At 61.7% G+C, this 26,889-nt stretch carries 28 protein-coding genes; 12 read left to right on the plus strand and 16 right to left on the minus strand.

Annotated elements, in window-relative coordinates; translation table 11 throughout:
- Positions 1-172: 172 nt before the first annotated feature.
- The 5 genes from PR018_RS27660 to PR018_RS27680 form a co-directional block, all read right to left on the minus strand.
- Positions 173-850, minus strand: coding sequence for a ChrR family anti-sigma-E factor (locus PR018_RS27660; protein WP_224128002.1), 678 nt, complete (start codon positions 848-850; stop codon positions 173-175).
- Positions 814-1,380, minus strand: a complete 567-nt coding sequence (locus tag PR018_RS27665) for a sigma-70 family RNA polymerase sigma factor (protein WP_224128004.1) — start codon at positions 1,378-1,380, stop codon at positions 814-816. The genes PR018_RS27660 and PR018_RS27665 overlap by 37 nt, the downstream gene beginning before the upstream one ends.
- A gap of 164 nt (positions 1,381-1,544) precedes the next feature.
- Entirely contained in the window at positions 1,545-1,985 is a 441-nt protein-coding gene (locus PR018_RS27670) for a DUF3429 domain-containing protein (RefSeq protein ID WP_161990949.1), read from the minus strand.
- Positions 1,982-2,983 carry an NAD(P)/FAD-dependent oxidoreductase gene (locus PR018_RS27675; protein ID WP_142829376.1) on the minus strand — a complete coding sequence of 334 codons (1,002 nt, stop codon included), beginning with the start codon at positions 2,981-2,983 and terminating at the stop codon, positions 1,982-1,984. The genes PR018_RS27670 and PR018_RS27675 overlap by 4 nt, the downstream gene beginning before the upstream one ends.
- A 77-nt stretch (positions 2,984-3,060) precedes the next feature.
- Positions 3,061-3,852, minus strand: a complete 792-nt coding sequence (locus tag PR018_RS27680; protein WP_341799016.1) for a Urease operon accessory protein — start codon at positions 3,850-3,852, stop codon at positions 3,061-3,063.
- Between PR018_RS27680 and folE the strand changes: the two genes are divergently transcribed.
- The 5 genes from folE (at position 3,842) to PR018_RS27705 (ending at position 7,010) form a co-directional block, all read left to right on the plus strand.
- Entirely contained in the window at positions 3,842-4,447 is a 606-nt protein-coding gene (gene folE / locus PR018_RS27685) for a GTP cyclohydrolase I FolE (RefSeq protein WP_142829374.1), read from the plus strand. The genes PR018_RS27680 and folE overlap by 11 nt on opposite strands.
- A gap of 28 nt (positions 4,448-4,475) precedes the next feature.
- A complete protein-coding gene (locus tag PR018_RS27690) occupies positions 4,476-5,183 on the plus strand; it encodes an SDR family NAD(P)-dependent oxidoreductase (protein ID WP_224128006.1) in 708 nt (235 codons plus the stop codon).
- Positions 5,184-5,242: 59 nt separating this feature from the next.
- The gene (locus PR018_RS27695) at positions 5,243-5,608 is read left to right on the plus strand and encodes a thiol-disulfide oxidoreductase DCC family protein (protein WP_142829372.1); all 366 of its coding nucleotides are present in this window, start codon (positions 5,243-5,245) and stop codon (positions 5,606-5,608) included.
- A gap of 97 nt (positions 5,609-5,705) precedes the next feature.
- Positions 5,706-6,290, plus strand: coding sequence for a response regulator (locus PR018_RS27700; protein WP_142829370.1), 585 nt, complete (start codon positions 5,706-5,708; stop codon positions 6,288-6,290).
- Between the two features lie 81 nt (positions 6,291-6,371).
- Complete coding sequence (locus tag PR018_RS27705; RefSeq protein WP_142829368.1) at positions 6,372-7,010, plus strand: glutathione S-transferase family protein; 639 nt, start codon at positions 6,372-6,374, stop codon at positions 7,008-7,010.
- 29 nt (positions 7,011-7,039) lie between these two features.
- On the opposite strand, the gene PR018_RS27710 is transcribed toward PR018_RS27705, so the two are convergent.
- Positions 7,040-8,407: a sensor histidine kinase gene (locus PR018_RS27710; protein WP_142829366.1), complete on the minus strand. Its 1,368-nt coding sequence runs from the start codon at positions 8,405-8,407 to the stop codon at positions 7,040-7,042.
- Positions 8,404-9,072 (minus strand): response regulator transcription factor, encoded by a 669-nt coding sequence (locus PR018_RS27715; RefSeq protein WP_142829364.1) that lies wholly within the window; start codon positions 9,070-9,072, stop codon positions 8,404-8,406. Before PR018_RS27715 ends, PR018_RS27710 begins: the two co-directional genes overlap by 4 nt.
- Before the next feature lie 134 nt (positions 9,073-9,206).
- Here PR018_RS27715 and PR018_RS27720 point away from each other — a divergent pair, with 134 nt between their 5' ends.
- The 6 genes from PR018_RS27720 to PR018_RS27745 all read left to right on the plus strand — a co-directional run bounded on the left by PR018_RS27720 (position 9,207) and on the right by PR018_RS27745 (position 13,877).
- Positions 9,207-9,698 (plus strand): hypothetical protein, encoded by a 492-nt coding sequence (locus tag PR018_RS27720; RefSeq protein ID WP_142829362.1) that lies wholly within the window; start codon positions 9,207-9,209, stop codon positions 9,696-9,698.
- A gap of 53 nt (positions 9,699-9,751) precedes the next feature.
- Positions 9,752-10,174, plus strand: a complete 423-nt coding sequence (locus PR018_RS27725) for a hypothetical protein (RefSeq protein WP_142829360.1) — start codon at positions 9,752-9,754, stop codon at positions 10,172-10,174.
- Positions 10,175-10,322: 148 nt separating this feature from the next.
- Positions 10,323-10,727, plus strand: coding sequence for a hypothetical protein (locus tag PR018_RS27730; RefSeq protein ID WP_142829358.1), 405 nt, complete (start codon positions 10,323-10,325; stop codon positions 10,725-10,727).
- 227 nt (positions 10,728-10,954) lie between these two features.
- Positions 10,955-12,343, plus strand: a complete 1,389-nt coding sequence (locus PR018_RS27735) for a PepSY-associated TM helix domain-containing protein (protein WP_142829356.1) — start codon at positions 10,955-10,957, stop codon at positions 12,341-12,343.
- A complete protein-coding gene (locus PR018_RS27740) occupies positions 12,340-13,275 on the plus strand; it encodes a copper uptake system-associated protein (RefSeq protein WP_244615328.1) in 936 nt (311 codons plus the stop codon). The genes PR018_RS27735 and PR018_RS27740 overlap by 4 nt, the downstream gene beginning before the upstream one ends.
- Positions 13,272-13,877, plus strand: coding sequence for an SCO family protein (locus PR018_RS27745; protein ID WP_142829354.1), 606 nt, complete (start codon positions 13,272-13,274; stop codon positions 13,875-13,877). Before PR018_RS27740 ends, PR018_RS27745 begins: the two co-directional genes overlap by 4 nt.
- Before the next feature lie 17 nt (positions 13,878-13,894).
- On the opposite strand, the gene PR018_RS27750 is transcribed toward PR018_RS27745, so the two are convergent.
- From PR018_RS27750 to PR018_RS27785, 8 genes are all read right to left on the minus strand, one after another.
- On the minus strand, positions 13,895-14,662 hold the full coding sequence (locus PR018_RS27750; RefSeq protein ID WP_142829353.1) for an EAL domain-containing protein: 768 nt from the start codon (positions 14,660-14,662) through the stop codon (positions 13,895-13,897).
- 101 nt (positions 14,663-14,763) lie between these two features.
- Positions 14,764-17,931, minus strand: a complete 3,168-nt coding sequence (locus PR018_RS27755) for a hybrid sensor histidine kinase/response regulator (RefSeq protein WP_142829351.1) — start codon at positions 17,929-17,931, stop codon at positions 14,764-14,766.
- A 134-nt stretch (positions 17,932-18,065) separates the two neighbouring features.
- The gene (gene pcaF / locus PR018_RS27760) at positions 18,066-19,271 is read right to left on the minus strand and encodes a 3-oxoadipyl-CoA thiolase (RefSeq protein ID WP_142829349.1); all 1,206 of its coding nucleotides are present in this window, start codon (positions 19,269-19,271) and stop codon (positions 18,066-18,068) included.
- A gap of 10 nt (positions 19,272-19,281) precedes the next feature.
- Positions 19,282-19,971 (minus strand): CoA transferase subunit B, encoded by a 690-nt coding sequence (locus PR018_RS27765; protein ID WP_142829347.1) that lies wholly within the window; start codon positions 19,969-19,971, stop codon positions 19,282-19,284.
- On the minus strand, positions 19,968-20,675 hold the full coding sequence (locus PR018_RS27770; protein WP_142829345.1) for a 3-oxoacid CoA-transferase subunit A: 708 nt from the start codon (positions 20,673-20,675) through the stop codon (positions 19,968-19,970). Before PR018_RS27770 ends, PR018_RS27765 begins: the two co-directional genes overlap by 4 nt.
- 140 nt (positions 20,676-20,815) lie before the next feature.
- Positions 20,816-21,937, minus strand: a complete 1,122-nt coding sequence (locus PR018_RS27775; RefSeq protein WP_142829343.1) for an NAD(P)/FAD-dependent oxidoreductase — start codon at positions 21,935-21,937, stop codon at positions 20,816-20,818.
- Positions 21,938-22,001: 64 nt separating this feature from the next.
- Positions 22,002-23,534 carry an amino acid ABC transporter permease/ATP-binding protein gene (locus tag PR018_RS27780; RefSeq protein WP_142829341.1) on the minus strand — a complete coding sequence of 511 codons (1,533 nt, stop codon included), beginning with the start codon at positions 23,532-23,534 and terminating at the stop codon, positions 22,002-22,004.
- A gap of 66 nt (positions 23,535-23,600) precedes the next feature.
- Complete coding sequence (locus tag PR018_RS27785) at positions 23,601-24,434, minus strand: ABC transporter substrate-binding protein (RefSeq protein WP_244615327.1); 834 nt, start codon at positions 24,432-24,434, stop codon at positions 23,601-23,603.
- 221 nt (positions 24,435-24,655) lie between these two features.
- Between PR018_RS27785 and PR018_RS27790 the strand changes: the two genes are divergently transcribed.
- Complete coding sequence (locus PR018_RS27790; protein WP_142829339.1) at positions 24,656-25,726, plus strand: LacI family DNA-binding transcriptional regulator; 1,071 nt, start codon at positions 24,656-24,658, stop codon at positions 25,724-25,726.
- 41 nt (positions 25,727-25,767) lie between these two features.
- Here PR018_RS27790 and PR018_RS27795 read toward each other — a convergent pair whose 3' ends face one another.
- Positions 25,768-26,745: a magnesium transporter CorA family protein gene (locus PR018_RS27795; RefSeq protein WP_224128013.1), complete on the minus strand. Its 978-nt coding sequence runs from the start codon at positions 26,743-26,745 to the stop codon at positions 25,768-25,770.
- Positions 26,746-26,889: the final 144 nt, after the last annotated feature.

The raw sequence follows: 26,889 nt of genomic DNA on the forward strand, positions 1-26,889 counted from the left end.
TCCCGCCGCTCTAATTTAGCCCCTCATACATTTCCGGCCGTCCGGGTTCCAGACTTTTCCGCAAAAGGAAGCAAATGAGACTGAGCAGCTGTGTGGGACCGACGCCGCTCTGTGGATATCCAGAAGCGAAGCGTCGAACATACGAAGCCGCAGCAAACGGCTCCTCCGGCCTCTAGATGCCGATGAAAGGTTGGATGAAACGCAGGATGCGACTGGTAAACCGCAGGGGGGCTTCCGTGATGGCAAGGCAGATGCAGTCTTCCCCCGGCGTTGCCGCCGGCTGATGCGTCAGTTCGTCGTCGGCGAGCTCCACGTCGCCGCGGTTGAAGACGGAAACCGAATCACCAAAGCTACCGGCCAGCACCAGCGTCAGTTCCCGGCCCCGATGTCCATGTTCGGGAACGGGCTTGCCGGCCGGTATCTTCAGGAGCCTGACGATGGTGCTCGGGTCGGATGTCGGTATCTTCATCTGCGATGCGCCGCTGCCGAGCGAGCGCCACTTCAGTCCGCCAGCGGCATCCACGTAGGAGAGCAGCGGCTGCGGAAGCAGCGGGTCCAAGCGTTTCGGCGCGGGCACCGACGGTTGCTCGGGAATTTCCATGCGCTTCTTCATGTCTTCCCATGCGACCGGTTCGGCGGGCGTGACCTCCTCGCACTCGAGAAAATATCCGCCTATCGTCTCGAACTCGGCCAGGCGCTCGCGACAGCCAGGGCAAAACGACAGATGCGTCGCGACCCCGATGTTCCATCCCTCCGACAGCGTTCCCGCAGCATAGGACATCAGCAGTTCGTCACCGAGGTGATGCACGACGATCAATCGTCCTTGAGTATGTTGCGCAGCTTCAGACATGCATTCCTTATCCTTGATTTAACAGTCCCGATGGGGATGCCCAGCGAAGCGGCAATTGCCGGATGCGCCATGTCCTCGAAGAAAGACATCTTCAGCGCCTTAATCTCGTCCGGCTTCAGCGAGGCCATCGCCCGCCTGAGCCTGTCGGCATCCTGCTCCTTGTCGAACGCGACATCGGCGGCAGGCGTATCGTCGGGAACGAAGGCCGGGTCGTTCGGGTCGAAATCCGGTCGGGGCCCACGACGCAACGCATCGATGCGAACGTTTCGGGCGATCGTGTAAATCCAGGTCGAGGCAGCGCCCCTTTCCGGATCGAACTGGTTGGCTTTTCGCCACACGGACAACATGGCTTCCTGCGCCATTTCTTCAGCCATGATGCGATCGCCGCCGATCTTGAACATATAGGAGCGGACCTTCGGTACGAAATACTTGTACAGCATCTCGTACGAATCCACGTCCCGATGCTCGGCGACCGCTGCCATCAGTTCGTTGATGCGCTTGCGGTCGAGTGCGGCTTGTGTTTCTGCCAAAGGCAGGACCTTCCTAAACGGCGGTGCCGTCCGCCCCATCCCCATACTGGCGGCCGACACGGGAAGCGAGACAGATTGGGCGGGCTCCGATATTGTCATAGCCGATATACGCCATTTATCAAAAGACGGATCATAGGCGTCGTTGTGCCGACCGACGGCCATGATTACCAGCAGGGACCGAGAACGTAGTGCAGCAGCATGATGTCGTAGGCGAACGACACGACCAGCGTCACCCAGAGGCGCAGCTTCCAGTACCATCGCTGCTCCGGGTTGCCGGCATAGACGCGGTAATCGGCAAAAAGCAGCAGTCCAAAGACAGCAAGCTGGGTCACCAGCGCGACAGGCGATAGCGAAAAGACGGCGGTCGCGAAGGAGGCGAGCGCCAGCACGTTGCTGGAGAGAAGCAGGGCGATGTCCGCCTTGCCATTCTGGGCACGTCCCCAGAGGGCTCCCGCCATGAACGAACTGATGATGGCGCCGTAGGTGACGAAGACGGAGGCGGAGTTCAATCCGGCGATGGTCTCCGGGGCGAGCGCGAAGAACCAGAACGGCAAGGCGCCCGCAAAGGCAAGCGCTGTCGATACCTTGCGTAAAACGCCGTTCACTCCGCCGCTCCCATGACTGCGCCCAAGGCATCGCCGAGGCCGGCTGCGCTCAGAAATGCGGCTTCCACCCTCCCCGCGATGCACCAGTCGCCGCAAGCGGCAAGCTGCGAATCCTTGTCGAGCAGATAAGGCTCGCCAGCCGGACGTTCGACATTTGCATATCGCCAGCGATGAACGATGGCGGTATCGGCCTCTCCTGCATCGATCTGCACGTAGTGCCGTATCGCCTCGATCAACGCCTGCCTGACCTTTTCGAGGGGCATATCCATGTTGAGGTCAGCCCAGACCGCGTTGGAATTGACCACCAGGCAGGGCGAAGCCGGGCGGCCCGGCTTGCTGTTGTTGAGCGAGATCCAGTTGATGACGGGATCGTCGACATGGGCTGCGGCGAAAGGGATCCGTGCTCTCTGCTTCATATCGATATTGACCATCAGCGTGAAACATCCGTTCATCCGGACATGGCCGAGCTTGTCGTGATGAGCGAACCTCGCCGGAAGCATGAGGGCGGACTGCGGGGCCGGTGCTGTGGCAATCACCCAGTCGAAGGGGCCTTCCGTCCGGTCGCGGATGTTGACGAACCATCGGCCGGGTTCGCCGGTGATCGCGCCGACAGTGCTCTCCGGCTGGATATCGAGGCCGACGGACATCGATTTCGGCAACGCGTTCATCGAAGGGGTGCCGACATATCTGACGGTGTCCGACTTCGGTCTTTCCAGCAGGCCGTCCTCTGTCAGAGAAACCACATGGCCGTTCCAGGGTTCGACCACGCCGTTCGCGCGCGCTGTTTCCAGTGCATCGTGGAAACGGTCATTCCTGATCGTGAAGTACTGTGCGCCGTGGTCGTAGGAGACGGCATCGATCCATCTGGTTGCCATCCGGCCGCCGACGCCGTGGCTCTTCTCGAACACACGCACGGATGCGACCTCGGAAATGGCTTTGGCCAACGTCAGTCCCGCCATTCCCGCGCCGATGATGCCAACTCGTGGTCGTATTGCCATATGGTTTCCGGTTTGCTGGACCTGCAGTCTTGCTTGGTGGCTCTGTCAGGTCGGATGGGCAGGTCGGTCTCGGTCTGTCAGGCGTCGCATTCCGCGTATCGGAAATCGTTTGCCGCAAGCCGCCTGATACGGCCCTCCGCGATGAAGCGTTCGACCAGGATGCGCTCCGCATCGAAAGGATGTCCGTTCCATCCCTTGTGGTCAAAACCTGCCAGGATGACCCTATCGTCCGGGCCTGCGGCTTCTTCCATCACATAGGCGAGTGCCATCAGTCCGGAACTCGGCACGATGTAGCTGCCCGACATGATGCGCTGTAACTCGACGTCGATCCGGTCGTGGTGATGGCGCGGTATGATCTCGAAGCTCTTCCCGGTCATGGCCGCGAACCGTGCGAATTCCGCCGTGTAGTCGTCGCAGAAGTCTTCCAGACCGGGATCCAGCTTCGGTTTCAGCTCCGCGAATTTGTGATAGTCGCGCACGCACCAGATGGCGGAGGCTGAGGCGACCGCCGGGAGCTCGCGCCACGAGGCGCTGCGGATCATGGCCAGCGCGGGCCGCCCGGTGTTGCAGACTGCAACCACGTCTGTGCGCATGCCGCCCTCGCCGACCGAACGGCAGTCGTTGAAGCGTATTACCAGGTCGCACGAGTCGATCACGCCAGCATGGGCGCTGGCGAACGAGCCGTTTCCAACAATTGCGATCCTGCGTGACACAAATCCACCCGTCGAATTTTCAGCCAATACGGTGCCATTGCCCGACCGGATCAAAGCCCAGCTTTGAACGGTTCGAAATCTGTCGATTGATCTGAAGCCTGGAAGTTCCCGTACGCAATGTCGTTTATGAATTTGGAGAATAGCAATGGATGCCATGCTCGCCAATGCCGACCTCGCCGCTTTCGAGCGCCCCTCGCAACAGGAGGCAGAGGCCGCAGTCAGAACGCTGATCCGCTGGGCTGGCGAAGACCCGACGCGCGAAGGCCTGCTGGACACCCCGAAGCGCGTCGCCAAGGCCTATCGCGAACTGTTCGCCGGCTATGACATGGAACCGGAAGACGTCCTGTCACGGACATTCTCCGAAGTGGCCGGGTACAATGACATGGTGATCGTCAAGGACATCACGTTCCACTCCCATTGCGAACACCACATGGTACCTTTCCATGGCGTGGCCCACATCGCCTATGTGCCCGACAAGGGCGTGCTCGGCCTTTCCAAGATGGCGCGCCTCGTCGATGTCTATGCCCGACGCCTGCAGACACAGGAAACCATGACGGCGCAGATCGCCACGGCGCTCGACGAGAGCCTGCGGCCGAAGGGCGTGGCTGTCATGATCGAGGCGGAGCATATGTGCATGGCCATGCGCGGCGTTGCAAAACAGGGTGCGAAGACTTTGACGACGCGCTTTACGGGAACGTTTGAAATGTCGGCGGCGGACCAGGCGCGCTTCATCACGCTCGCAAGAGGATAAGCGCTGGAGGGGTGAGATGGAGGGGTACATGTCGGACGCGTTGATGACATCGCTCGATGTCGGCTATAGAGCCCTGGTGATCGGCGCCAGCGGCGGCATTGGTGGAGCCCTTGCTGGACAACTGGCCGATGATGGAAATTGTGAAAAGCTGGTGCTGCTGTCACGCCGGAACGACGGTTTCGACATCACGGATGAGGCTTCTGTCAAGCGCGCCGCCGAAGCCCTTGCACCTCAGGCGTTCGATATCATCCTGTGTGCGACCGGGGCTTTGACCATCGACGGTGTGGGTCCGGAAAAATCCATCAGGCATATATCGCAGGATGCGATGATGGCGCAGTTTGCCGTCAATGCCGCCGGTCCGGCGATCGTCCTCAAGCATTTCGTGCCGCTCCTTGCCAAGCGGAAGAGGGTCATCATGGCGTTCCTGTCGGCGAGGGTGGGCTCGATCGGCGACAACGGTCTTGGCGGGTGGATTTCCTATCGTTCGGCAAAGGCTGCCCTCAACCAGATCGTTCATACCGCCGCCATCGAGGTGGCGCGCAGCTCCCCTCTGGCGACCGTCGTCACCATCCATCCCGGCACCGTCATGACCGGCCTGTCCGATCCCTTTTCGTCCGGTCATCCCCGCACCGAACCGGACGACGCCGCACACCAGATCCTGCGAACGCTGGATGGCCTTCAGCCACACGACACCGGCAAATTCTTTGCCTACGACGGTACGACCATTCCGTGGTGAAGCCCGCCGCCTTAGCCCGCCGGCCATGATCTGAAAGTCGAACCGGCCGTATACCATGCATGATCAAGATTTTTTACGATGGCGCGTGCGGCATGTGCTCGCGGGAAATCAACCACTACCGTAAGGTTGCTCCTGCTGGCGTTTTCGAATGGGTGGACGTCATGAAGGACGGAACTGCTCTGGAAAACGAGAATGTGTCGCTCGCCGACGCGCTGATGGAGCTGCACGGCAAGGATGACAATGGCCGAATGCATGTCGGCGTTGATGCCTTCCTGCTGATCTGGCGGCACATACCGCGGTGGCGGACCGCTGCGAAGATTGCAAGCTTCCCGCCCATCAATGCGGCTTTGAGGGCGATATATCCGATCTTTGCAAAATGGCGGTTCGCGCGGCTCGCCCATTGCCAGGTCGCAGCGAAATCCTGAGGGTAGACGTCGACTTCCGTCGGCCCTTCTGAATGCGTGACGTGATCATCCGGCAGGCATCTTCTGCCCAATGCCCATTCCTGTGGGGGAGAATGCGATGAGTTATCTAGCTGCAAATTTCGAAGGCGTGTCGGGCAATAGTGACGCCGCGCCCCTCTCCCTCCTCATCGTCGATGACGACAGCGTTTTCGGCCACAGGCTCGGAAAAGCATTCTCGGATCGGGGCTTCGACGTGGAAGTGTGCGAGACCGTAGACCATGCATTGGGCCTCGTGGGTAAAAGACATCTCGACATCGTCATCACAGATCTCAGGATCGGTGAAAAAAGCGGTCTTACTGTGATCGAAGCGGTGAACACGCTGTCGAAGAACACCAAGACGCTGGTTTTGACAGGCTACGGAAATATCCATTCCGCAGTGGTAGCCGTGAAGCTCGGGGCGACCGAATATCTCAGCAAGCCTGCGGATGCCGACGAGATCCTCGAGGTGCTGGGCTTTGTCGACAAGTCGGCAAGCGAGCCGAATACGGCGCTGAAGCCACCGGATCTCGTTCGCTGGGAACACATCGTCAGCATTTTCGAGGCGACCGGCGGGAACATGTCGGAGTCAGCAAGGTTGCTCAACATGCATCGCCGCACACTGCAGCGAATGCTGGCGCGTGGCGGACCCGGTCCCACGGACTGAAGTCCATCTCGCCCACAATACGTCAGTAAGTTTCGCTTGCTGCCTGCATCGTGCAGACAGATCACACGAGGAAGACAAGATATGGCCAATATCAAGCTTTGGGGCTTCGACGGCTCCACCTACGTTCGCACCGTAAAGATGCTTCTCGCGGAAAAGGGCGTCACCGATTTCGAGCAGATCCCGCTCAACGTCCTGAAGGGAGAGCCAAAGTCGCCGGAGCATCTGAAGCGCCACCCGTTCGGCAAGGTTCCCGTGCTCGAGCATGACGGCATTACGATCCTGGAGACTGCGGCGATCACGCGCTATCTCGATGACGTCCTGCCGGGCAAATCGCTTGTTCCGGCGAACGCCAAGGATCGCGCCCGCATGGACATGGCCGTCGGCATCATCGATTCCTACGGCTACGGAGCGCTTCTCGGTGGCGTCGCGGCCTACCACTTGTTTCCGGATTTCGTCGGCGGCAAGAATGAAGACAGCCGCAAAGAGGGAATCGCGAATGGCCGCAAGGTGCTCGAATTCATCATGACGACACGAGCCGGCGACACGTTCATCGCGGGCAACGAGCTCAGTCTCGCAGACCTGTACCTCGCGCCGATAGCCTTCTACATCTCCCTGACCCCCGACAAGAGCGCCCTTTTCGACGTTCCGGGCTTCAGCGACTGGTGGACGGCAATCCAGGCCCTGCCGAGCTATAAAGCCACTCAGCCCAATCTTGGCTGATATTCTTCGCTTTTAGATCAACGTCTCCCCTACGCCTGGTAAACGGCGGCGGGGAGGCGGAGAACAGCCCGCAAGCCGGCCGGCGACGCCGGTTCCAGCACCAGCGAGCCGCCGTAGAGCCCGGCCATTTCAGTTACAATGGTCAGCCCGAAGCCGTCTCCCGGAACGCGCTCGTCCTCCCGGACACCGGGCAACAACACTGCCTCTATGCGCTCCTGGGGGATACCGGGTCCGTCATCCTCGAAGGTGATACGAACAAAGGCGCCGTCTTTGACGGCAAAAGCGGTAACGCGCGACGATGCCCATTTGAAGGCGTTGTCCATCAGGTTCCCCAGCATTTCCTCGACATCGCTTTCCTCGCAGGCGACAGCTAGCCCGTTCGTTACGTCCGCCTTGAACGCGATGCCGCGTTCGGCGTGGATCAGGCTGATGGCGCCGTGGATGTCGGCTAGGGACTTCGCAACCTCTGTTCGCGCTACCGTCCCAGATGACGCCATGACCCGCCGGGCGGAGCTCAGGTGATGCTTGATGCGGTTGTCTATGCGCAGGGCGAGGTCGCGCAGCGTCCCATCGGGATCATTGCGGCCGTCGAGCGCCAGCAAAAGGCTTGCGACCGGTGTCTTGAGGCCATGCGCGAGGTTTGCAAACTGGATACGGGTGGCCGCCAGCCTTTCGTCGTTGGACTGGATCAGCGCATTGGTTTTCGAGGCGAGCGGTGCCAGTTCGACGGTGGTCTCGTTCGCAAGCCGCGACTGCTCCCCGCGGTTGATCGCGTCGATGCCGGCTGCCATGGACTTCAGCGGGCGCAGGCCAAAGCGGATCTGCCAGAGCGTTCCGGCCAGCAGCACCACGCCCAAAATCAGCATGCAGGGCACCAGCCAGAAAAGCGCGCGCACGGCGGGATCGACCAACGCACCCTCTGGCGCTGTCACAGTGATCAGCACCATCTCGCCGTCGACATCGCGCGAGCTCTGGCGAAGATAGAGCTTGCGGCCGTTCTGCCTGCCCTCCCCGGGTGTCGGCATGGCCGTCAGCATGTGGAGAAAGTCCTGGCGCGGGGGCGGCGCATCTATCGTGCCATTCAGAAGCGAATGCGATGCAAGGCGTTGGCCCGTGCCCTCCACCTGCCAGTACCAGCCGGAACCCGGGCGATCGAATGGCGGCGCATCGAGGGTGGTCGACAACTCAAGCCGTCCGTCCGGCCCGTGTGTCACTGCGGAGGCGAGCGCGCCGATCTGTGTGTCGAGGCGTTGATCGATCTGCTCGCGTATAACGGCATTCAGTGCCAGCCACAGGATTGCGGACGCGACCACAAGCGCCAGCGTCACGAAGATGCCCGAAAATATCAGCAGTCTGCCGGCTATCGATTTCGGTCGCGCGGGGAAAAATAGCTTCATGGCATCGACGCGGCAGTCAGCATATAGCCCCGCCCACGCACCGTCTCGATGAGGTCTGGCCCGAGCTTCTTGCGCAGCCTGCCGATGATGACCTCGATGGAGTTCGAATCCACCTCGGCATCCCCGTCATAGACCCGTTCGTTCAGTTCCCGCCGGTCGACAACCGTCTCCTTGCGCAGCATCAGGCAGGAAAGCACCCGCCATTCCAGCGCCGTGAGCTTCAGAGGCAGGCCATCTAGTTCGAACGTGCCGAGCTGGGCATCGAAGACGAGGCCGCCACAGCTGACGCGCGAGGCGGCGTGACCTGTAGAACGCCTGACGAGGGCGCGAAGCCTCAGCACGAGCTCCTCGATCTTGAAGGGCTTGCCTAGAAAGTCGTCCGCCCCCGCCTTGAAGCTCGAAACCTTGTCCGGCCATCCGTCACGGGCGGTAAGCACGAGGACGGGAAGATTGCGTTCGCTCTCCCGCCATCCCTTGAGAACCGTCACGCCATCGATCTTTGGCAGCCCGAGGTCGAGGACTGCGACGTCGAACATCTCGGTCAGGCCGGCATGCAAGGCATCTTCGCCGTTGCGGGCAATATCCACCACGAAATTTTCTGACCTGAGGGCCGCAGCGATGCGGCCGCTGAGGTCGTCGTCGTCTTCAACGAGCAGTACGCGCATGAGGTGACTTTCGGCTGCAAAATGATCGCCCAGTCCTAGCGAAATTGCCTGAACTGAATCTGAACCGCGAGGTTCAGCCGTGTGATGGCACATAGGGCCTAGATTGCGGTTGTCACTCACAAAGGAGCACCAAGATGACGATTGATCACGACAGCAGCGAGCGCCCCGGCAAGGGCGGCGCCCACGTTCCTCCGCATGAGCGCCGCCGCCACTGGATCGTCTTTCCGGCGATCGCGATTGCGCTTGCAGTCGGTGCTGCAGGCGGGGCCGGCGCGATGCGGATGGTTCGTCCGACGGCGGAAATGGCCCCGATGACGCCGATTTCCATTTCGACGATGCCGGCTTCGAGCCTGGTCACCATCAAGGGCACTGTCACAGAGATCTACGGCAACAAGTTCATCCTGCAGGATACCAGCGGCAAGGCCCTGGTGGAAACCGGACCAGCCGGCGACGGTGGCGATTTGGTCAAGCAGAATGAAGCGGTCACCGTCCAGGGCCGCTTCGACCAGGGCTTCGTCCATGCGAGCTTCCTGGTCGACAAGGACGGGAAGACCGAAGCGCTGCGCGCGCCCGGTCCTCCACCGCACGGGCCATTCGGCGATCTGATCCACAGACCGGGTCCATGATCACTCCAGCAATCCCGATTGACCCATCCTCAACCTCACAGAAAGTCGATACGATGAGAAAATATATTCTGTCTGCAATCGCGTTCGCTGCCCTGGCAGGAACCGCCTTCGCCCAGCAGCCACCGGCCCCGCCTCCGCCCGGCGGCCCCGCACCTGTCGTCGATCCCGGCGCACCACCCCCGCCGCCGCCTGTGCCTCCAATGCGCGGTGGTCCTGGTGGCCCTGATGGCGGCCCGGATCGCATGGGTCCTCCTCCCGGCGGACCGGATGGCGACATGGGACCTCGCGGCCACCGCCCACCCCCGCCACCACCGCCGTCCAAGGCTGCGCACTTCCATATCGACCACGGTGATACCCGGATCGACGTGAAATGCGCTGATGACGAACCGATGAAGGTCTGCTCGGACACGCTGATGCAGTTGATGGATCGCCTCAACGGTCCTGCCGCCCAGCCAGTCCGTCCTCCGGTCCAGTAAGCCAGCCGTAAATGCAGCCGCGCGCAGAAATGTGCGCGGCTGTCGGTATGCTGAGGTGCTGCCGTCCACGAGCCGATCTGTGCAATTTGCCGCATTGAGCTCGCCAGCGTAATGACGTACCACCGTTACGGTCGATGTGGTGGGCGATATGAGGACGGTTTCTTCCGACATAAGGCAATGGACGGTGCGCCTGCTGTGCGCGCTGGCTGTCGTGTTTGTCGGCTTCGGTGCGCAGCCAGCCATTTCAAGCCCCGATCAACTGACCCCGGCAGAACTCGCCCAGTACCGCCTGCCCGATGGCACCTTGCCGATCTTCTGCATCACCTATCGCGACGCAGACGGCAAGGCGCATGGCGAAGTCCATATTCCCGGATGCTACCTTTGCCAGACCGCTCCGGCCGCACTTCTGCCGGCAGCACCCGTTTTCGACTACGGCCACCTCCCCTTCGTCTTCGCCCGCCTGGCGGCGCCTCTCTCGGTCGCCTTTCACCGCCGGCTCTATCCTCCGAACAGCGGCCCCCGCGCCCCACCACTTCTGTCGATCGTTGCCTGAGCCTGCGTTGCGGCCTGAGCCGTGACGCGTTCTGTCAACGGCGGCCGTATGATCGTGGGCGGAGAGCCCGCAAGGCTGCGGGAGAATGCCATTTGCAGGTTGCCTGTCGCGTATCGGACTGCTCGTTCCGGACGCCGCAGCGGGGCTGCACAAGGCGATGACCTCAACGGTCATTTCCTCCCCCGCACGAGATCATCTGCGTCGTCGCGATCCCCAGGGGGAATTCCATGTCTGCTTTTGCAGCGGCCGACCCGTCGGCTCCGTCTACTACCCATGTTTCGCTCTACCGGGCCATCTGGCGCTGGCATTTTTTCGCCGGCCTGCTGGTCATCCCGTTCATGCTCAATCTGGCGATCACCGGATCGCTCTACCTTTTCAAGGATGAGATCGCCGATACGTTCTACGCGCATCGCCATATCGTCAGCGATTTGGGGCCGATGCAGTCGCCGCAGCAGATCGTCGATGTCGCGGTCGGGAGTATTCCGGGCGCCAAAGTGACCAGCTACCGGGAGGCTGCATCTGCGACCCGCTCCGCCGAGGTCACCGTTGCAAAGGACGGCGTGTCTACCATCGTCTACGTCAATCCGCACAACGGTGCTGTGCTCGGCACGGTCAATTCCAAGGAGGAGTTCGGTTGGGTCGTCAAGCGGATCCACAGCCTCGAATATTTCGGAGAATGGACCAACCGGATCATCGAGATCGTCGCCGGTTTTGCGCTGGTGCTGGTCGTCACCGGCATTTACCTCTGGTGGCCCCGACAACAGACGGGCGGTGTCCTGACAGTCCGTGGGACACCGTCGCGGCGGGTTTTCTGGCGCGACCTTCATGCTGTCACCGGGGCCATCGCCGGCATCGTCATTTTCTTCCTCGCCTTCAGCGGCCTGCCCTGGTCCGGCTACTGGGGCGCCAATGTCAACGCCTGGCTGACCGCCCATGACCTTGGCGCGCCGGCAGCGCTCTGGGACAACGTTCCGGTCTCGACCAAGGTGACGCAGGATGTCGTCGCGCGGGCCGGATGGGTCGTTGAAAACGCACCTGTTCCGCTCTCCGACATCGCCGCAGCCCAGGCTGTGAAACCCATCGGCCTCGACAGGGCTGTGGAGATCATGCACGAGCTGGGGATGGTTCGGGGTGCCGACCTCGCCATTCCTTCGACCGACACCGGCGTCTATACGGCAAGCCACTATTTCGGCGATCTCGGCAAGGAACGTACAGTCCACATCGACCAGTATTCGGGAAAGCCGCTCGTCGATCTCTCCTACGACCAGTACCCGGCGCTGGGCCGCGCGATCGAGTGGGGCATCAACCTCCACCAGGGCCAGCAATGGGGATTGTTCAACCAGCTCGTGATGCTGGCGACCTGCATTGCGATCGTCCTTTCCTGCGTCACCGGCGTCGCCATGGGGTGGAAGCGGCGACCGGCAGGGCGTCTCGGCGTGCCACCGATGCCACAGGACAAATCAGTGTATCTCGGCCTCTGGCTGATCGCCATCGTCTTCGGCGTCCTCTTCCCCCTGACCGGCCTTGCCATCGTTGCCATGGTTGTCATCGACCAGGTCGTCATCCGCTTCATTCCCGCCATAAGCCGGGTCTTCCAGTCGGGAGTTTCGTCATGAACAGAACAATCGCAGCCGCTCTCTTCGCCTTGGCGGCGATGTTTTCGACTCCGGGCTTTGCGGCCGGGACAATCAGGATCGACAACGCCCAGGCACGCGCCATGCTGCCGGGCGCAACGGTCGGAGGCGGCTATCTCGCGATCACCAATACCGGCCCGCAAAGCGACACCCTGGTTTCGGTGACCGCCCCCCGTGCCAGCAGCGTCCAGCTGCACCAGATGAGTATCGACAATGGAATCATGATCATGCGCGAGCTGCGCGATGGCATCGAGATCCCGGCCGGGAAGACCATCCTGTTCAAGCCGGGCGCCTACCACCTGATGTTCATGGATGTCCGTGAACCCTTCAAGCGCGGCGAAGCAATCACCGCGACGCTGACTTTCGCCAAGGCGGGCGCTGTCGAGGTCGCCTTTGCCGTCGGCAGTGCGGGCGGTGACATGAGCGCCCCGGCTGCTGGTGCCGAACAGGCTGGGGACGATCACGCCATGCCTGGCATGGACATGGGAAAGACGGATATGGGCGGAATGGATATGCCGGGCATGTCGATGGATCCGAAGCAGGAGATCCGGCAGACGATGCGCAAGCAGTTCGAGACGCCAGAGAAGCCGTTGACGACGGACCCCATCATTGTCCGGAACGACTGGGCCATTGCCGCCTGGCAGCAGGATGGGCGTGGCGGCAGGGTGTTGCTGAGGAAAGGTCCGCATGGGTTCGAAGCGCTGCTCTGCAGCGGCGACAGTCTGAAGGACCCGGCAGTGCTTCAAACGTTGGGCGTCGATGCGGCGGACGCCAAGGCGCTGACCGGCCAGCTGGCGACGGCTGAGCATTCACTCGATCCAACGACGGTTGCGCTGTTTGCGAGCTTCGTTGGAACAGTGATGCTGGATAAGGCTGCCAGTGGGCATACCGATCACGCGGGGCATTCAAAATGAGGCCACGCACCCTTTTGCTAAGCGCGTCGATGGCCGCAGGCGTGTTCGTATCCTGCCTCGTTGGCTCGCTGGTCTGGCTTTACGCGTCCGAACCACGCAGCGGGCCCTTCGACGCGTCGTTTTCGTTGATCGACGATCGCGGGCGTCCAGTCGACAAGAGCGTTTTCCACGGCCGTCCGGCCCTTGTCTATTTCGGATACACCAATTGCCCCGAAATATGCCCGACGATGCTCCTCGAGGTCACGGACTGGCTCCAGACGCTGGGTCCCGAGGGCAAGGAGCTTGCCGCCTACTTCTTCTCTGTCGATCCGGAGCGCGACACGCCAGCCATCATGCACGATTATGTCTCCGCTTTCGGCGATCGCATTGTCGGTGTGACCGGCAGGCCTGAGGAAATGCGCAAGGTCATGGACGGATGGATGATCCGCGCTGAAAAAGTGCCGAGCGAGGATGGCAGCTACCATATGAGCCACACCATCACTATGCTGATGATTGGCGCCGATGGACGGCTGAAGGGCTTGATCCCCTATGGAACGGATCGGGAGGCAGCGATTTCCAAGATAAGGGCAGTGCTCCTGACGAAAGGGCTCGGGTCCGCCTGACCTCTTCAGGGTGAAATTCAGGTCTCGATTGATCTTCCGCCGAGACCGTGAATTTCACCTGCTACAGCCTCGAAGACCGGCTTGGAAAACAGGTATCCCTGCATCAGCTCGACACCTAGATCCTCCAGCACCGTCTGTTCGGCACGGGTTTCGATGCCTTCGCAGAGGGGAGTTATGCCCATATCCTTCAGCATCGCAACGGTGTGGCGAACGATAGTCTGCTTGGCTTTATGGCTGTCGATATTCCGAACCAGTTCCATGTCCAGCTTGACGATATCGGGCTGGAATTTCGATAGTAGGCCCAGGCCGGCGTGACCTGCGCCGAAATCGTCGACCGCCGTCTTGAAGCCGATTTCGCGGTAGGTCTCGAGGATGCCGAGGATGTGCTTGGTGTCGAGTTCCTCGACTTCGGTGAACTCGAAAATGATGTGGTCTGCCGGGAACCCGGTTTTCAAAGCAGTTGCCAATGTCAACCGGATGCAGGCGCGTGGCTCGTAGACGGCGTTCGGCATGAAGTTGATGGACAGGCGCGGCCGGTTCTGCTGCGGGAACACTTTCGCTGCCAGCTCGATAGCCTTCACCCTGCACTGCTGGTCGAACGCATAGCGGGTTTCGGCGTCCACCGAGGAAAGGACAGTGGCTGCTCCCTCGCCGTTGACGCCGCGCACCAATGCTTCGTGGGCGTAGACGGTTCCATCCGTGATATTGACGATCGGCTGCAATGCCATCGAGAAATCAAAGGGAAACTTTTGGCCATCGTTGCAGCCTTGGCATTGTTTCGTCATTGATTTTTCCTCCAGTCGGCTCTCAACGTCTATTTCAGCAATATGTTCGGTAACTGAAAATTCGACGGGAGGTCGGGTTTGCTACACCGCAGTGTTCCCGATCAGTTCGTCGTCGATGTCGAGTTGCTGAAACGTCCGCTTTGCTGAGGGGAGGTCTCGGTTTCGGCGCTAGCGCCGTTCGACACTGCGGCCCAGGATCTTTCGACGGCCGCGATTAGTGCCTCGGCATGATAGGGCTTGCCGACAACAACGGCACCGATTTCGCTCTTCACGCTTGAGGGATCGCCCGTTGCAAAGACGATCGCCGCCGACGGTCGCACAGAACGCGCGCGCTTTGCCAATTCGGCGCCTGACGCCCCTGGCAGGTTGACGTCGGTAACCAGCACGTCGAATGGGACTGTCTCCAGGGCAGCCATGGCCTCCTCGGCGCTGCCTGCCTCGACAACGATGCAGCCGGCGTTCTTCAACGCTTCGCCGGTGCTGACGCGGATGAGGTTGTCATCTTCCACCAGAAGGACCGTCAGCCGCGTCGTGACCGATGCGCTCGATGCCGGCGCTTCCAGAGACGGGTTCGAGGCGGGTATGCTTTCTGCGGGCTTCAACCGCTGGCTTCGGTTGGCAAGTACGTGGCGGAACTTGCGGGCCATTGCCTCGCGTGTGTAGGGCTTGGAAAGCAGCTCGATTCCGGCGTCGAGCTTTCCGCCATGGACGATCGAGTTTTCGGTATAACCGGACGTGAACAGGATGGCGATATCTGGCAGGCGTTCCCGAGCCTTGCGGGCAAGTTCAGGACTTTTCAGGGTGCCGGGCATGACGACGTCTGTGAACAGGATGTCGATCGGTATGCCACTCTCGATCACGCTCAGGGCGCTTGCCGCATCGATCGCTTTCAGCACGCGATAGCCAAGGTCGGTGAGCAGGTTGACGACGGTGTCGCGCACGGCATCGTCATCCTCGACAACCAGCACCGTCTCCGTGCCACCGGTGATCGGACCGGTATCGACGGCGACTTCCATGTCTTCGGACTGCATCGCGCGTGGCAGGTAAAGCTTGATCGTCGTGCCCTCGCCGACCTCGGAGTATATCTTGACGTGGCCGCCCGACTGCTTGACAAAGCCGTAGACCATCGACAGGCCGAGGCCCGAACCCTTGCCTTCTGCCTTAGTGGAGAAGAACGGCTCGAACACCTTGTCGATGATATCTGGCGACATGCCGGTACCCGTGTCGCTGACCGCAAGCATGACATACTGACCGGGCGTGACTTCGTCATGCTCCAGCGCATAGCTGTCGTCGAGATGGGCGTTGGCGAGCTCGATTGTCAGCTTGCCGCGACCTGCCATCGCATCGCGGGCGTTGATGGCGAGATTGAGAAGCGCGTTTTCGACCTGCGCGGGATCGATGAAGGTGTTCCAGAGCCCACCGGTAACGACGGTCTCCACCTCGATTGCCTCGCCGATAGCCCTTCGCAGCATGTCGTCCATGCCGCGCACGAAGCGGCTGATATTGACGACCTTCGGCTCGAGCGCCTGCCGGCGTCCGAAGGCCAGAAGCTGGCTTGCAAGCTTCGAGCCACGGGATACGCCCGCCATGGCGTTGGCCACTCGGGTTTCGGCCCTCGGGTTGCCGGCAATGTCCCTTGCAAGCAGTTGAAGGTTACCGGAGACGACCTGCAGCAGGTTGTTGAAATCGTGGGCCACGCCGCCGGTCAGCTTGCCGACGGTCTCCATCTTTTGCGCCTGGGCGAGCTTCGCCTCGGCGGCGCGTCGTTCGCCGATCTCGGCAACGACCCGCGCTTCCAGATTCTCGTTGACCTGTCGCAGCTGCTCCTCGGCGCGTTCGCGATGGCGGACCTGCCGCGACAGCACCTCGGCCTGTTCGCGAAGCGCTGCTTCGGCCGCGCGCTGATGGGTGATATCGGTATGGACGCCGACCCATTCGACGATGTCGCCGGATGCGTCGAGGATCGGCAGGCCACGGATGGCGAACTGACGCCAGGAACCGTCGTGGCGGCGCACCCGGTGCTCGTGAATGAACATGCTCTTGGTCGCCACGGCCTCTTTCCAGGCTTCTACCGTCGCAGCCGCGTCGTCGGGATGGACGGCATTCGACCAGCCGTAGCCCTGATATTCTTCTGCGGTCTGGCCGGTCAGCTTCGACCAGCCATGCTGCTCCCCGATCATCCGGCCATCGGCGCTGTTGGTCCAAAGCACGCCGTGCACAGCGTCCATCGCGTAGCGGAAGCGCTTGTTGCTGACAGCGAGATCGGTTTCACGCTGCGCGCGTTCCTCGACGTCAATGCCGAGAATGTGGACGCCGAGGACGGCGCCATCTGCTCCGAAATGCGGGACATAGCGGATCTCGATGCGGCGCAGGGCGCCACCGTTATAGGCAAGTTGCGCTTCAGAGGCGAAAGTCTCGCCGGCGAGGCCGCGAACGATTGATTGGCGGCGATCTCCATAGGCCTTTTCGCCGATGACATCGCTTACGTGCCGGCCGACCATGCTTTGGGGATCGACCCCGAACCAATCGCGGTAGGTGCCGTTGGCAAATCGATAGATATGATCCTGATCGACGTAGGAAATCAGCATGGGCACGGCGTCGGTGACGCTGCGCAGCTCGGCTTCCCTCTCCGCCAGTCGCGTTTCGGCCAGGAGCCGCGCGCTGTTGTCAACTATGGTGCACATGACCCCGCCCACATGGCCGTCCGCGTCATACACCGGTGTGTAGAAGAGATCGAGAAACATGGTCTGCGGGCCGTCAGGCCGGTTGAACACGATAGGCTGATCGCGATGCGTCACGATTTCGCCGCGCAGACCCGCTTCGAGAATGGAACGGTTCCAATCCCATACCTCGGGAAATGCTACGGCAACGGGTGTTCCGAAGGCAGAAGGGTGGCGCTCGCCGGCAATCTCCCGGTAGGCGTCGTTATAGAGCATGACGTGGTGGCGGCCCCACATGAGGACTTTCGCCACGGGCGAATTGACGATGTTGGCAACGGTTGTCCGCATCTCCGTGCTCCATCCTTCGATGGGGCCGAGAAGGCTCTTGTTCCAGTCCATGCTCCGGATCAGCGCGCCGCATTCGCCGCCGCCTTTGGGCCAGTCCTTGACAGATGAAGTCGCAGGCACTGCTGCCCCGTCGCGCAGCCTGCACAAGGCGGCGCGAACCACTTCACTGGCGTTGGCATAGTCACCCGTAGCCAGGCTTTCATGAATGAAAGCTTCTAGCTCGGGGGTCAGCGAGACGTTACGAGATTGACGTGGGGCCATGACTCCTCCTGACAGGTCATTTCTTCCGTGTCAACAAATGTCAGGATCGGCGGATTCACTTTGCATGAAAAGATCCGCCGGCCGTCATATTGGCCTGCTCTGCCAGCGTTTTGCGCTCTCAAACCGGGCGTAGATCAGACCCGCTCGAGGGCGATTGCGATCCCCTGCCCGACGCCGACGCACATGGTCGACAACGAGTAGCGACCACCGGTTTCCTTCAACTCGAGGGCTGCCGTGCCGGTGATGCGTGCGCCGGACATACCGAGGGGGTGGCCGAGCGCAATTGCGCCGCCGTTGCGGTTCACGCGGGCGTCGTCGTCGGCGATGCCGAGTTCGCGCAGGACAGCGAGCCCCTGGCTCGCGAATGCCTCGTTCAGCTCGATGATGTCGAACTGGTCCTGCGTCATGCCGAGGCGCGCCATCAGCTTGCGCGATGCGGGTACCGGGCCGATGCCCATCACCCGTGGCGGCACGCCGGCAGCAGCGCCGCCGAGGATGCGTGCAATGGGCGTCAGGCCGTATTTCCGGGCTGCCGCTTCCGAGGCAATGATGAGCGATGCCGCGCCGTCGTTGACGCCGGACGCATTACCGGCGGTGACGGTGCCGCCCTCTTTCTTGAACGGGGTACCGAGCTTGCCCAGCACCTCCATCGTCGTTGCGCGCGGATGTTCGTCTTTGTCGACCACGATCGGGTCACCCTTGCGCTGCGGGATGGTGACGGCGGTGATCTCCCGTGCCAGCCGGCCGCTTGCCTGGGCGGCGGCGGCCTTGTCCTGGCTGCGAACGGCAAAGGCATCCTGGTCGTGACGGCTGACCTTGTAGTCCTCCGCGACGTTTTCGCCAGTCTCCGGCATGCTGTCGACGCCGTACTGCTTCTTCATCAGCGGGTTGACGAAGCGCCAGCCGATGGTCGTGTCGTGGATTTCGGCGCTGCGCGAAAACGCCGTTTCGGCCTTGGGCATGACGAAGGGTGCGCGCGACATGCTCTCGACACCGCCGGCAATCATCAATTCCGCCTCTCCCGCCTTGATGGCGCGGGCGGCCGCGATGACGGCATCCATGCCGGAGCCGCAGAGGCGGTTGATGGTTGTGCCCGAGACCGAATGGGGCAGGCCGGCCAGCAGCGACGACATGCGCGCGACGTTGCGATTGTCTTCACCTGCCTGGTTGGCGCAGCCGAAGATCACATCGTCGACGGCATCCCAGTCGACAGAGGCATTGCGCTCCATCAGGGCCTTCAGCGGAATGGCGCCGAGATCGTCAGCGCGCACAGAGGACAGCGAACCGCCGAAGCGGCCGATGGGCGTCCGGATATAATCGCAGATGAATGCATCAGCCATGGGGCTCTCCTCAGAGTTCGGGGACGACGAGATCGCCGACCTTGCCGTCGATATGCAGCGTCGCCCCGGTCATGGCCTGCAACTCCTCGAGCGACATGGCGGCAAGCTTTTCACGCAACACGAAGCGGCCGTCAACGATGTCGACGACTGCGTGGCTTGTATAGACGCGCGTGATGCAGCCGACCCCTGTCAGGGGAAACGTGCATTTCTCGACGAGCTTGGGTTCGCCCGCCTTGGTGACATGCTCCGTGATGACGCAAACCTGCTTGGCGCCGTGCACGAGATCCATCGCCCCGCCGACTGCCGGCACGCCCTTGCTGCCGACCCGCCAGTTCGCCAGGTCGCCGTTCTGCGCAACCTGGTAGGCGCCGAGAATGGCGACATCCAGATGTCCGCCGCGCACCATCGCAAAGCTGTCGGCGTGATGGAAGAAGGCGGCCCCCGGCTTCAGGGTCACGGCTTTCTTGCCGGCGTTGATCAGGTCCCAGTCTTCTTCGCCCGCAGCCGGCGGTTCGCCGAAGTTGAGGATACCGTTCTCGGTGTGGAAGATAGCCTGCCGGCCGGGCGGCTGGTAGCGCGCCACCATCTCGGGAAAGCCGATGCCGAGGTTCACATAGGCGTCGTTGGCAATGTCCTGCGCCGCGCGCCAGGCGATCTGGGCATTGGAGAGCTTGATGTCTTCGCGGGTATCGATTGTCATGCGTAGGCCACTCCGGCTCGAATGAGGTCTTCTTCCTGGCGGGGGTCGGCGACCTCGACAATGTGGTTGACGAAGATGCCGGGTGTGACGGCCTGCTCCGGATCGATCTCGCCGGCGGCGACGATTTTCGAGACCTGGACGATGGTGCTTGCTGCCGCCATGCACATCAGCGGATTGAAGTTGCGGCCAGCCTTGTTGTAGGTGAGGTTGCCGTGGGCGTCTCCGACATGGGCCTTGACGATGGCAAAATCGGCTTTCAGCCAGCGCTCCTGCACATAGGACCTGCCCTCGAATTCGGCGATAGGCTTACCCTCCGCGAGTTCTGTGCCGAAGGCGGTCGGCGTGTAGAATGCCGGAATGCCGGCGCCGCCGGCGCGGATGCGCTCGGCCAGCGTTCCCTGCGGAACCAGTTCCAGTTCGATCTCTCCAGCCAGATATCTGTCGGTAAACGCACGCGGGTCGGAAGATCTCGGGAAAGAGCAGATCATCTTGCGCACCATGCCGGCATCGATCATCGCGGCGATGCCGATGCGACCGTTGCCGGCATTGTTGTTGATGACGGTGAGGTTTTTCGGGCCCTTGTCGATCAGGGCGTGGATCAGCTCTATCGGGGCGCCAGAGCCACCGAACCCGCCGATCATAACCGTTGCGCCATCGCCGATGTCAGCGACGGCTTCTGCGGTGCTGCCGATTGTTTTGTCCATGCGTGATCCTCCGACGACCGTATGACCGAAATCTATCTGCGGTCATCGTCTGGAATACCGGCGCAAGGGCTGGGCAGCAAGATATTAGTGCGTTAATCGAGATTTGTTCGTATAACGCACGAAAAATATCCGGGAGATGATCAGGAAAACCGCTCCGGACGGAATTCGGCCAGCAACGGATGCAGATTGCCAGTGGCAATCTCGTCCGCAATCAATTCACCGGCGATCAGCCCAAGCGTCGCGCCGCTGTGGCTGAAGGCGACATAACAGCCCGGTACCTTCGTCAGCGCCCCGAAAACCGGCTCTCCGTCGCCCGGGATAGGCTTCGGGCCGACGCCGTAGCTATCGAGTTCGAGCTTCGGATTGCCCTCGAGAACAAGGGATGCCTCGTCGAGAAGGCCCTGAACCGTCGAATCCTTGACCTCGTAGCTGCCATCGGCCTTGACGATCACTTCCTCTTCCGACCAACCGGAATCCAGCACCAGGGCGCCGGTCGGTGTCTGGCGGACGGCGACGCGCGGGGTGTTGAGGACTGCTTTCAGCGGCAGGTCGACAGGCTTGGTCTTCACCAGCAGCGAAACCGGCGTGCCATCGGCGATGGTCTGTCCAAGCTCGGCTGCCATGCGCGGGACGGCCGGTCCGGTGGCGAGCAACACGGTATCGGCATCGAATTCACGGCCGCTCGAGGTCGTGACGCCATCGACGCGGCCACCGGTTTTGCGGGGCGTGACTTTCCCGGCATCGGTGACGACGGTGCCGCCGAGGGCTGCGAACTCCGCCAGCAGAACTTCGATCAGGCTCGGCAGATCGACCCAGCCTTCGCCGGGATTGAGGATGGCCCCCTGCGGCGTGACCGGACGCGCATCGACGCCGGGCGTCGCATCGGCTATGTCGTCGGCCGATAGCAGCTTGGCATCGTAGCCGATCTGTCGCTCGAACGCGAAGGCCTCGCGGATTTCGTTGGATGCGTCGTCGGCATCCCAGGTCAGCCCGCCGTCGAAGCGCAGCCATGAAGCCTGGGGATATTTGGCCGCAAGCGTCCGGTGACGGTCGATGCCAACCATGCGCAGCCGGTGATAGGCCTCGGAGCGCTTCCGGGACGAGTTGAGCCATGACAGCGAACGGCCGGATGCGCCGTTGGCAGGCGGACCGTCATTGACCAGCGTCGTCTGGACGCCCAGGCGGGCGAGATTGACGGCGGATGCCACGCCGAAAATACCGGCGCCGACAACGATGACCTTCTTGGCGGATGAGACTGACATTCTGGGATAACCTTTGTAGTTGATGCTGGCGGTGTGGTGGTTGAACGGCACCGGGGTTCTTGCGCTAAAGCACCTCGGCGAGAAAGTGTCTGAGACGAGGACTGCTTGGGGTGTCGAAGATCTGAGATGGCGTGCCCGCCTCGATCACCCTTCCCTCGTCCATGAAGATGACCTGGTCGGCGACCTTGCGGGCAAAACCCATTTCGTGGGTGACGACGACCATGGTCATGCCGCGCTTGCCGAGATCGGCCATCAGGTTGAGGACGCCCTTCACCAGTTCCGGGTCGAGTGCGCTGGTGACCTCGTCGAACAGGATCACCTCCGGATCCATGGCCAGCGCCCGGGCAATCGCCACGCGCTGCTGCTGGCCGCCGGAAAGGCCGCCCGGACGGTGGTGCTTGCGGGCCGCAAGTCCGACATCCGCCAGCCGGGCCTCGGCAATCGCCTCCGCCTCGCGCTTGCCCATGCCCTTTATCTTGGTCAGCGACAGCATAACGTTTTCGAGGGCGGTGTGGTCGGGGAAGAGGTTGAAATGCTGGAACACCATGCCGACCCGACGGCGCAGCTTCTCCGGCTTCATCGTCAGGATGCTGGCGCCATCCAGAAGCACATCGCCTCCCTTCGGCTCGACCAGGCGGTTCAGGCACCGCAGCAACGTCGATTTGCCCGAGCCGGACGGACCGATGATGCAGGTCACCGTGCCCGGCTTGACCGTGAGGTCGACGCCTTTGAGGACCTCGAGATTACCGTAGGCCATCGACAAATTGCTGACTTCAAGGCTGCCGCCCCGGAATTTCGGGCCGTTTGGTGGTATAGGACTGCCGGAGCCCGTATCCACCACGCTCGCCAGTTCGCTGACTTCGGCGAGCCCGCTGGTCGGCTCGCCGCCCTTGTGCTTGCCGAGCCTGAGATTGGTGTCGATGGCGTTGACCACATGGGTCAGCGGCACGGTGATGACGAGATAGAAGACGCCGGCCAGAAGCAGCGGCGACAGGTTGCCGGTGACGACGGCCTGATCCTGGCCGACGCGGAAGATCTCGCGTTCGGAAGCCAGCAGCCCGAGGAAGTAGACGAGGCTCGAATCCTTGACGTTGCCGATGAACTGGTTGACCAGCGCCGGCAGCACCCGCCGTATTCCCTGCGGAATGATGATTAGCCGCATGCCCTGCCCGTAGCTCATGCTGAGCGCCCGACAGGCTTCCAATTGCCCGCGCTCCACGCTCTGGATGCCGGCGCGGAAGATCTCCCCGATATAGGCACCGGCAATCAGGCTGAGAGCAAGAATGCCGAGTGGAAAAGGAGACGGACCGAAAAGTTCGCGGCCGATGCGCGCAAAGCCCTGACCAATCAGCAGGATCGTGACGATCGCCGGCAGGCCGCGGAAGATGTCGGTATAGAGCCGTGCCGGAATTCGCAGCCAGCGCGACTGCGAGATACCCATGACGGCCAGTATCATGCCGATGACCACACCCAGTACTGTCGACGTGGAAGCGAGGATCAGCGTATTCTTCAGTCCGACGGTGATCATCGCCGGCAGGACCTCGAGCATCGCATTCCAGTCGAGGAAGCTGCGACGCAAATTCTCAAGCCAGTCCATTCCTATCCCCTTGCTATCGATGGTGTGCCGGCTGCCTGGTTATTGCCGGCAGCCGGCCAGGCGTCGTTATTTCGGGAGATAGTCGGCTGGCATCGGCGAACCCGGGAACCATTTTTCGTAAAGTTTCTTCCAGGTGCCGTCCTGCATCGCGGCGTGGAGGCCGGTGTTCAGTGCTTCACGGAAGGCATCGTTGCCCTTTTTGATGACGAAGCCGGCAGGTGCATCGAAGGACGGGATATTGACCGCGATCTTTAGCGCTGGATAACGCTCTGAATACTGCTTGGCGGCTTCGTAATCGAGGAAATGCGCGTCGACAGTACCGTTGTTCAGGGCGGAAACCGCAGAGTTGTTGTCGGGAAACTTCACCAGATCTGTGCTGGTGAAAGTCTTCGCGGCATAGATTTCCTGCAGCGTCCCCTGGACTACGCCGAGCCGCTTGCCCTTCAGGCCTTCCGCGCCGGTAATCGCCTTGTCGGCGGTCAGCACGGAGAGGTAGCCGGCAAGGTAGCCATCGGAGAAATCGACGGTTTCCTTGCGCTTGGCGGTGGTGCCGATGGCGGCAACCGCGACGTCGAATCGACCGTTGGCGACCGAGGGTATCAGCGCCGAAAAGTCCTGGCCGGTGAAGATAACCTGCTCCTTGGTGAAGCCCATGCGCTTGGCGACATCGAGGAAAAGCTCGATATCGAAACCGGTGAACTGGCCGTCTGCTGTGGTGAAGACGTAAGGCTTGGCATCGCCCATCGTCCCGACGCTGATCTGCTTGGCGTCGATCAGGCCGTATTTGTTGTCGTCTGCGGCAAAGGCCCCGGGGCTCGTGCCGACGGCTGCCAAAGCCGCTGCAAAAACCAGCGCGGCCGATAGAGCTGCCGGCTTCACAAATCTGATTATTCCCATCATGCGCATGTCGTTCTCCTCTGAACTTGTTTTTTGGGTCGAACGGGCACGCCATTTGGCACCGTCGGAAGGCTCGCGCCGACGTTCAGCTGCATGGTTCTTGTTACCCGAAAACTCACTTTTATGCGGATGAGACCGGTTTCTACGTTAGTGAGACCGGTCTCATTGATAATTGGTATATTCGGATTGACGGTTCGTCAACATCTCTTGTAGTCGTTGCCGGGATGAAAAAAATATCCGTGAAAACCCGCGCCGTGACGGTTGCGGATGTGGCCCGGGCGGCCAATGTCTCGAAGGCGACGGCGGCCCGCGTGCTCGGCGGCTATGGCGTCGTCAGCGACAAGGTCCATGCGGACGTCATGACTGCGGCCAAGGCGCTCGATTACCGGCCGAACGAACTGGCCCGGAGCATGACGACCGGAAAGTCCGGCCTGCTGGGCGTGGTCGTCGGCGATATCGAAAATCCTTTCTTCAGCCTTGCGGTGCGCGGCATCAGCGATGTTGCACGGGCGTCCGGTTTCAACGTCATCCTCGCCAATTCCGGTGAAGAACTCGAGGCCGAGAAGGCCGCAGTCCGGGTGCTGATCGGCAAGCGGGTCGATGGACTGATCGTCTCGCCATCGGATAGCCGGGAGATCGCCCATCTCAGGGACATCGACCGCTCCGGCCGTCCCCTGGCATTGCTCGACCGCCCCCTGCAGGATTTCAACGTCGACACCGTGACCGTCGATGACAGGGATGCCGCCAGCCGGGTGGCGCGGCTGCTGGTGGCCGCAGGCCACCGCAGGATCGCCTATTTCACGGCGGCCGAGGCGGAGGCAGGCCCGGACTGGAACTTCAACCACATACCGACGTCAACCGTGCGCGAGCGCATTGCCGGCCTGCTCGCAGTCTGTGCGGAAGCCAATATCCCGGATCCGGAACGCTATCTCATGTTCGGCGCCAAGAAAGCCCGCACGGCATCGATCGTGGCAAATATCATGGCGAAGCCGGATCGCCCCACCGCGATCATCGCCTCCGACAGCATCATCGGCCTGGAGATCTACAAGGCCATTCGCGATCTCGGCCTCAGCGTGCCGCAGGACGTGTCGCTGGTCACCTTCCACGATGCCGATTGGACGAGTGTCACGACGCCGCCGATCACGGCGGTGGATCAACCCGTCTATGAAATGGGCAAGGCGGTTGCAGAGTTGCTGATCCGCCGGCTGAAGGGAGAGACGCATGCGCCGCAACGGATCGTCCTGCCGACGTCGATCATCGAACGCGGCTCGGTCGGTCCGGCGAAGGCGGGTTGAGGTCTGCGAAGAGCGGTCACGGTGTCCACACCCTGGCCGCGTCAGAACCAGCCCTTCCGGCGGAACCAGACGAGTGGCAGGATGGCGCTGAGGGCGATCAGTGCCAGCGATATCGGATAGCCCCATGTCCACGAGAGCTCCGGCATCGACTTGAAATTCATGCCCCAGATACCCGCGAGCAGGGTTGGAGGCACGCCGACGACTGAGGCTATGGTCAGCACCTTGAAGATTTCATTCTGCTCGATGTTGATATAGCCGAGCACGGCGTCGAGCAGAAACTGGATCTTGTCGGAGAGGTGCGTCTCGTAGTCGCTGAGCGACACGACGTCCTTGCAGACCGCGGCCAGCCTGTCGCGGAATTCCGGCGCCAGCCATTCGTGGGCAACGTCGCCGCTAAATGATGCAATACGCCCGACGCCGAGAAGCACGTCCCGCGCCTTCGACAGGCGGTCGCCAAGGCCGCCGATCCTTGACAGCGTCCGGTGCAGCGTTGCGGTCGCCTTGCTAGGGTCTTTGAGACCCGAAATCTGGCCACGAAAAATCGATCTTGAGACTTCGTCGATGGCGGCCCCGAGATGCTCGAGTGCGTCGGCGCCACGGTCTACTATGGCTTCCAGCAGCGAGGTGAATACCCCCACGCTGCTGGCGATAGTGCCATCCTTGTTCATCCGCTCCACAACTGCGTCGAACGTCGGCAGCGATGCGTAGCGGATGGTGACGAGAATGTCTTTGCCGAGCACGAAGCCGGCCGGCGACAGTTCAGCATCGTCCAGCGTCGCGTGGCCGATGACCGGAGTGCTGAGATAGAGGTGGTCGCCCTGCCTCGAGAGCCTGCTTGATGCCTCGATCTCGCTCAGGGCATCCCGCGACGGGACCTTGATATGGGCTCCGGCCTCGACGAATGCAATTTCCTCCGCCGTCGGATCCATGAGGTCCATCCAGATGACCTTGTCTGGGAGGTCAACGCCGGTGTTGGCCTGGCGCACGGAGGGGGTGGTATCGCGGTGGATGGTGAGCAAGGCTGCACTCCCGGGGGTCAAAAAGGCTTAGGCAAGTTGTTTCGGCGGAGCCTTAGGTGGCCAAACTGATATCACCATGATTACGCGGAACAATAGTTCTCGTTCCCGGCATCGGGCTTTACTTTTTCCAGCTGCATGCGGGCA

Origin of the sequence: Rhizobium rhododendri, assembly GCF_007000325.2 — a bacterium.
Lineage (GTDB): Bacteria > Pseudomonadota > Alphaproteobacteria > Rhizobiales > Rhizobiaceae > Rhizobium > Rhizobium rhododendri.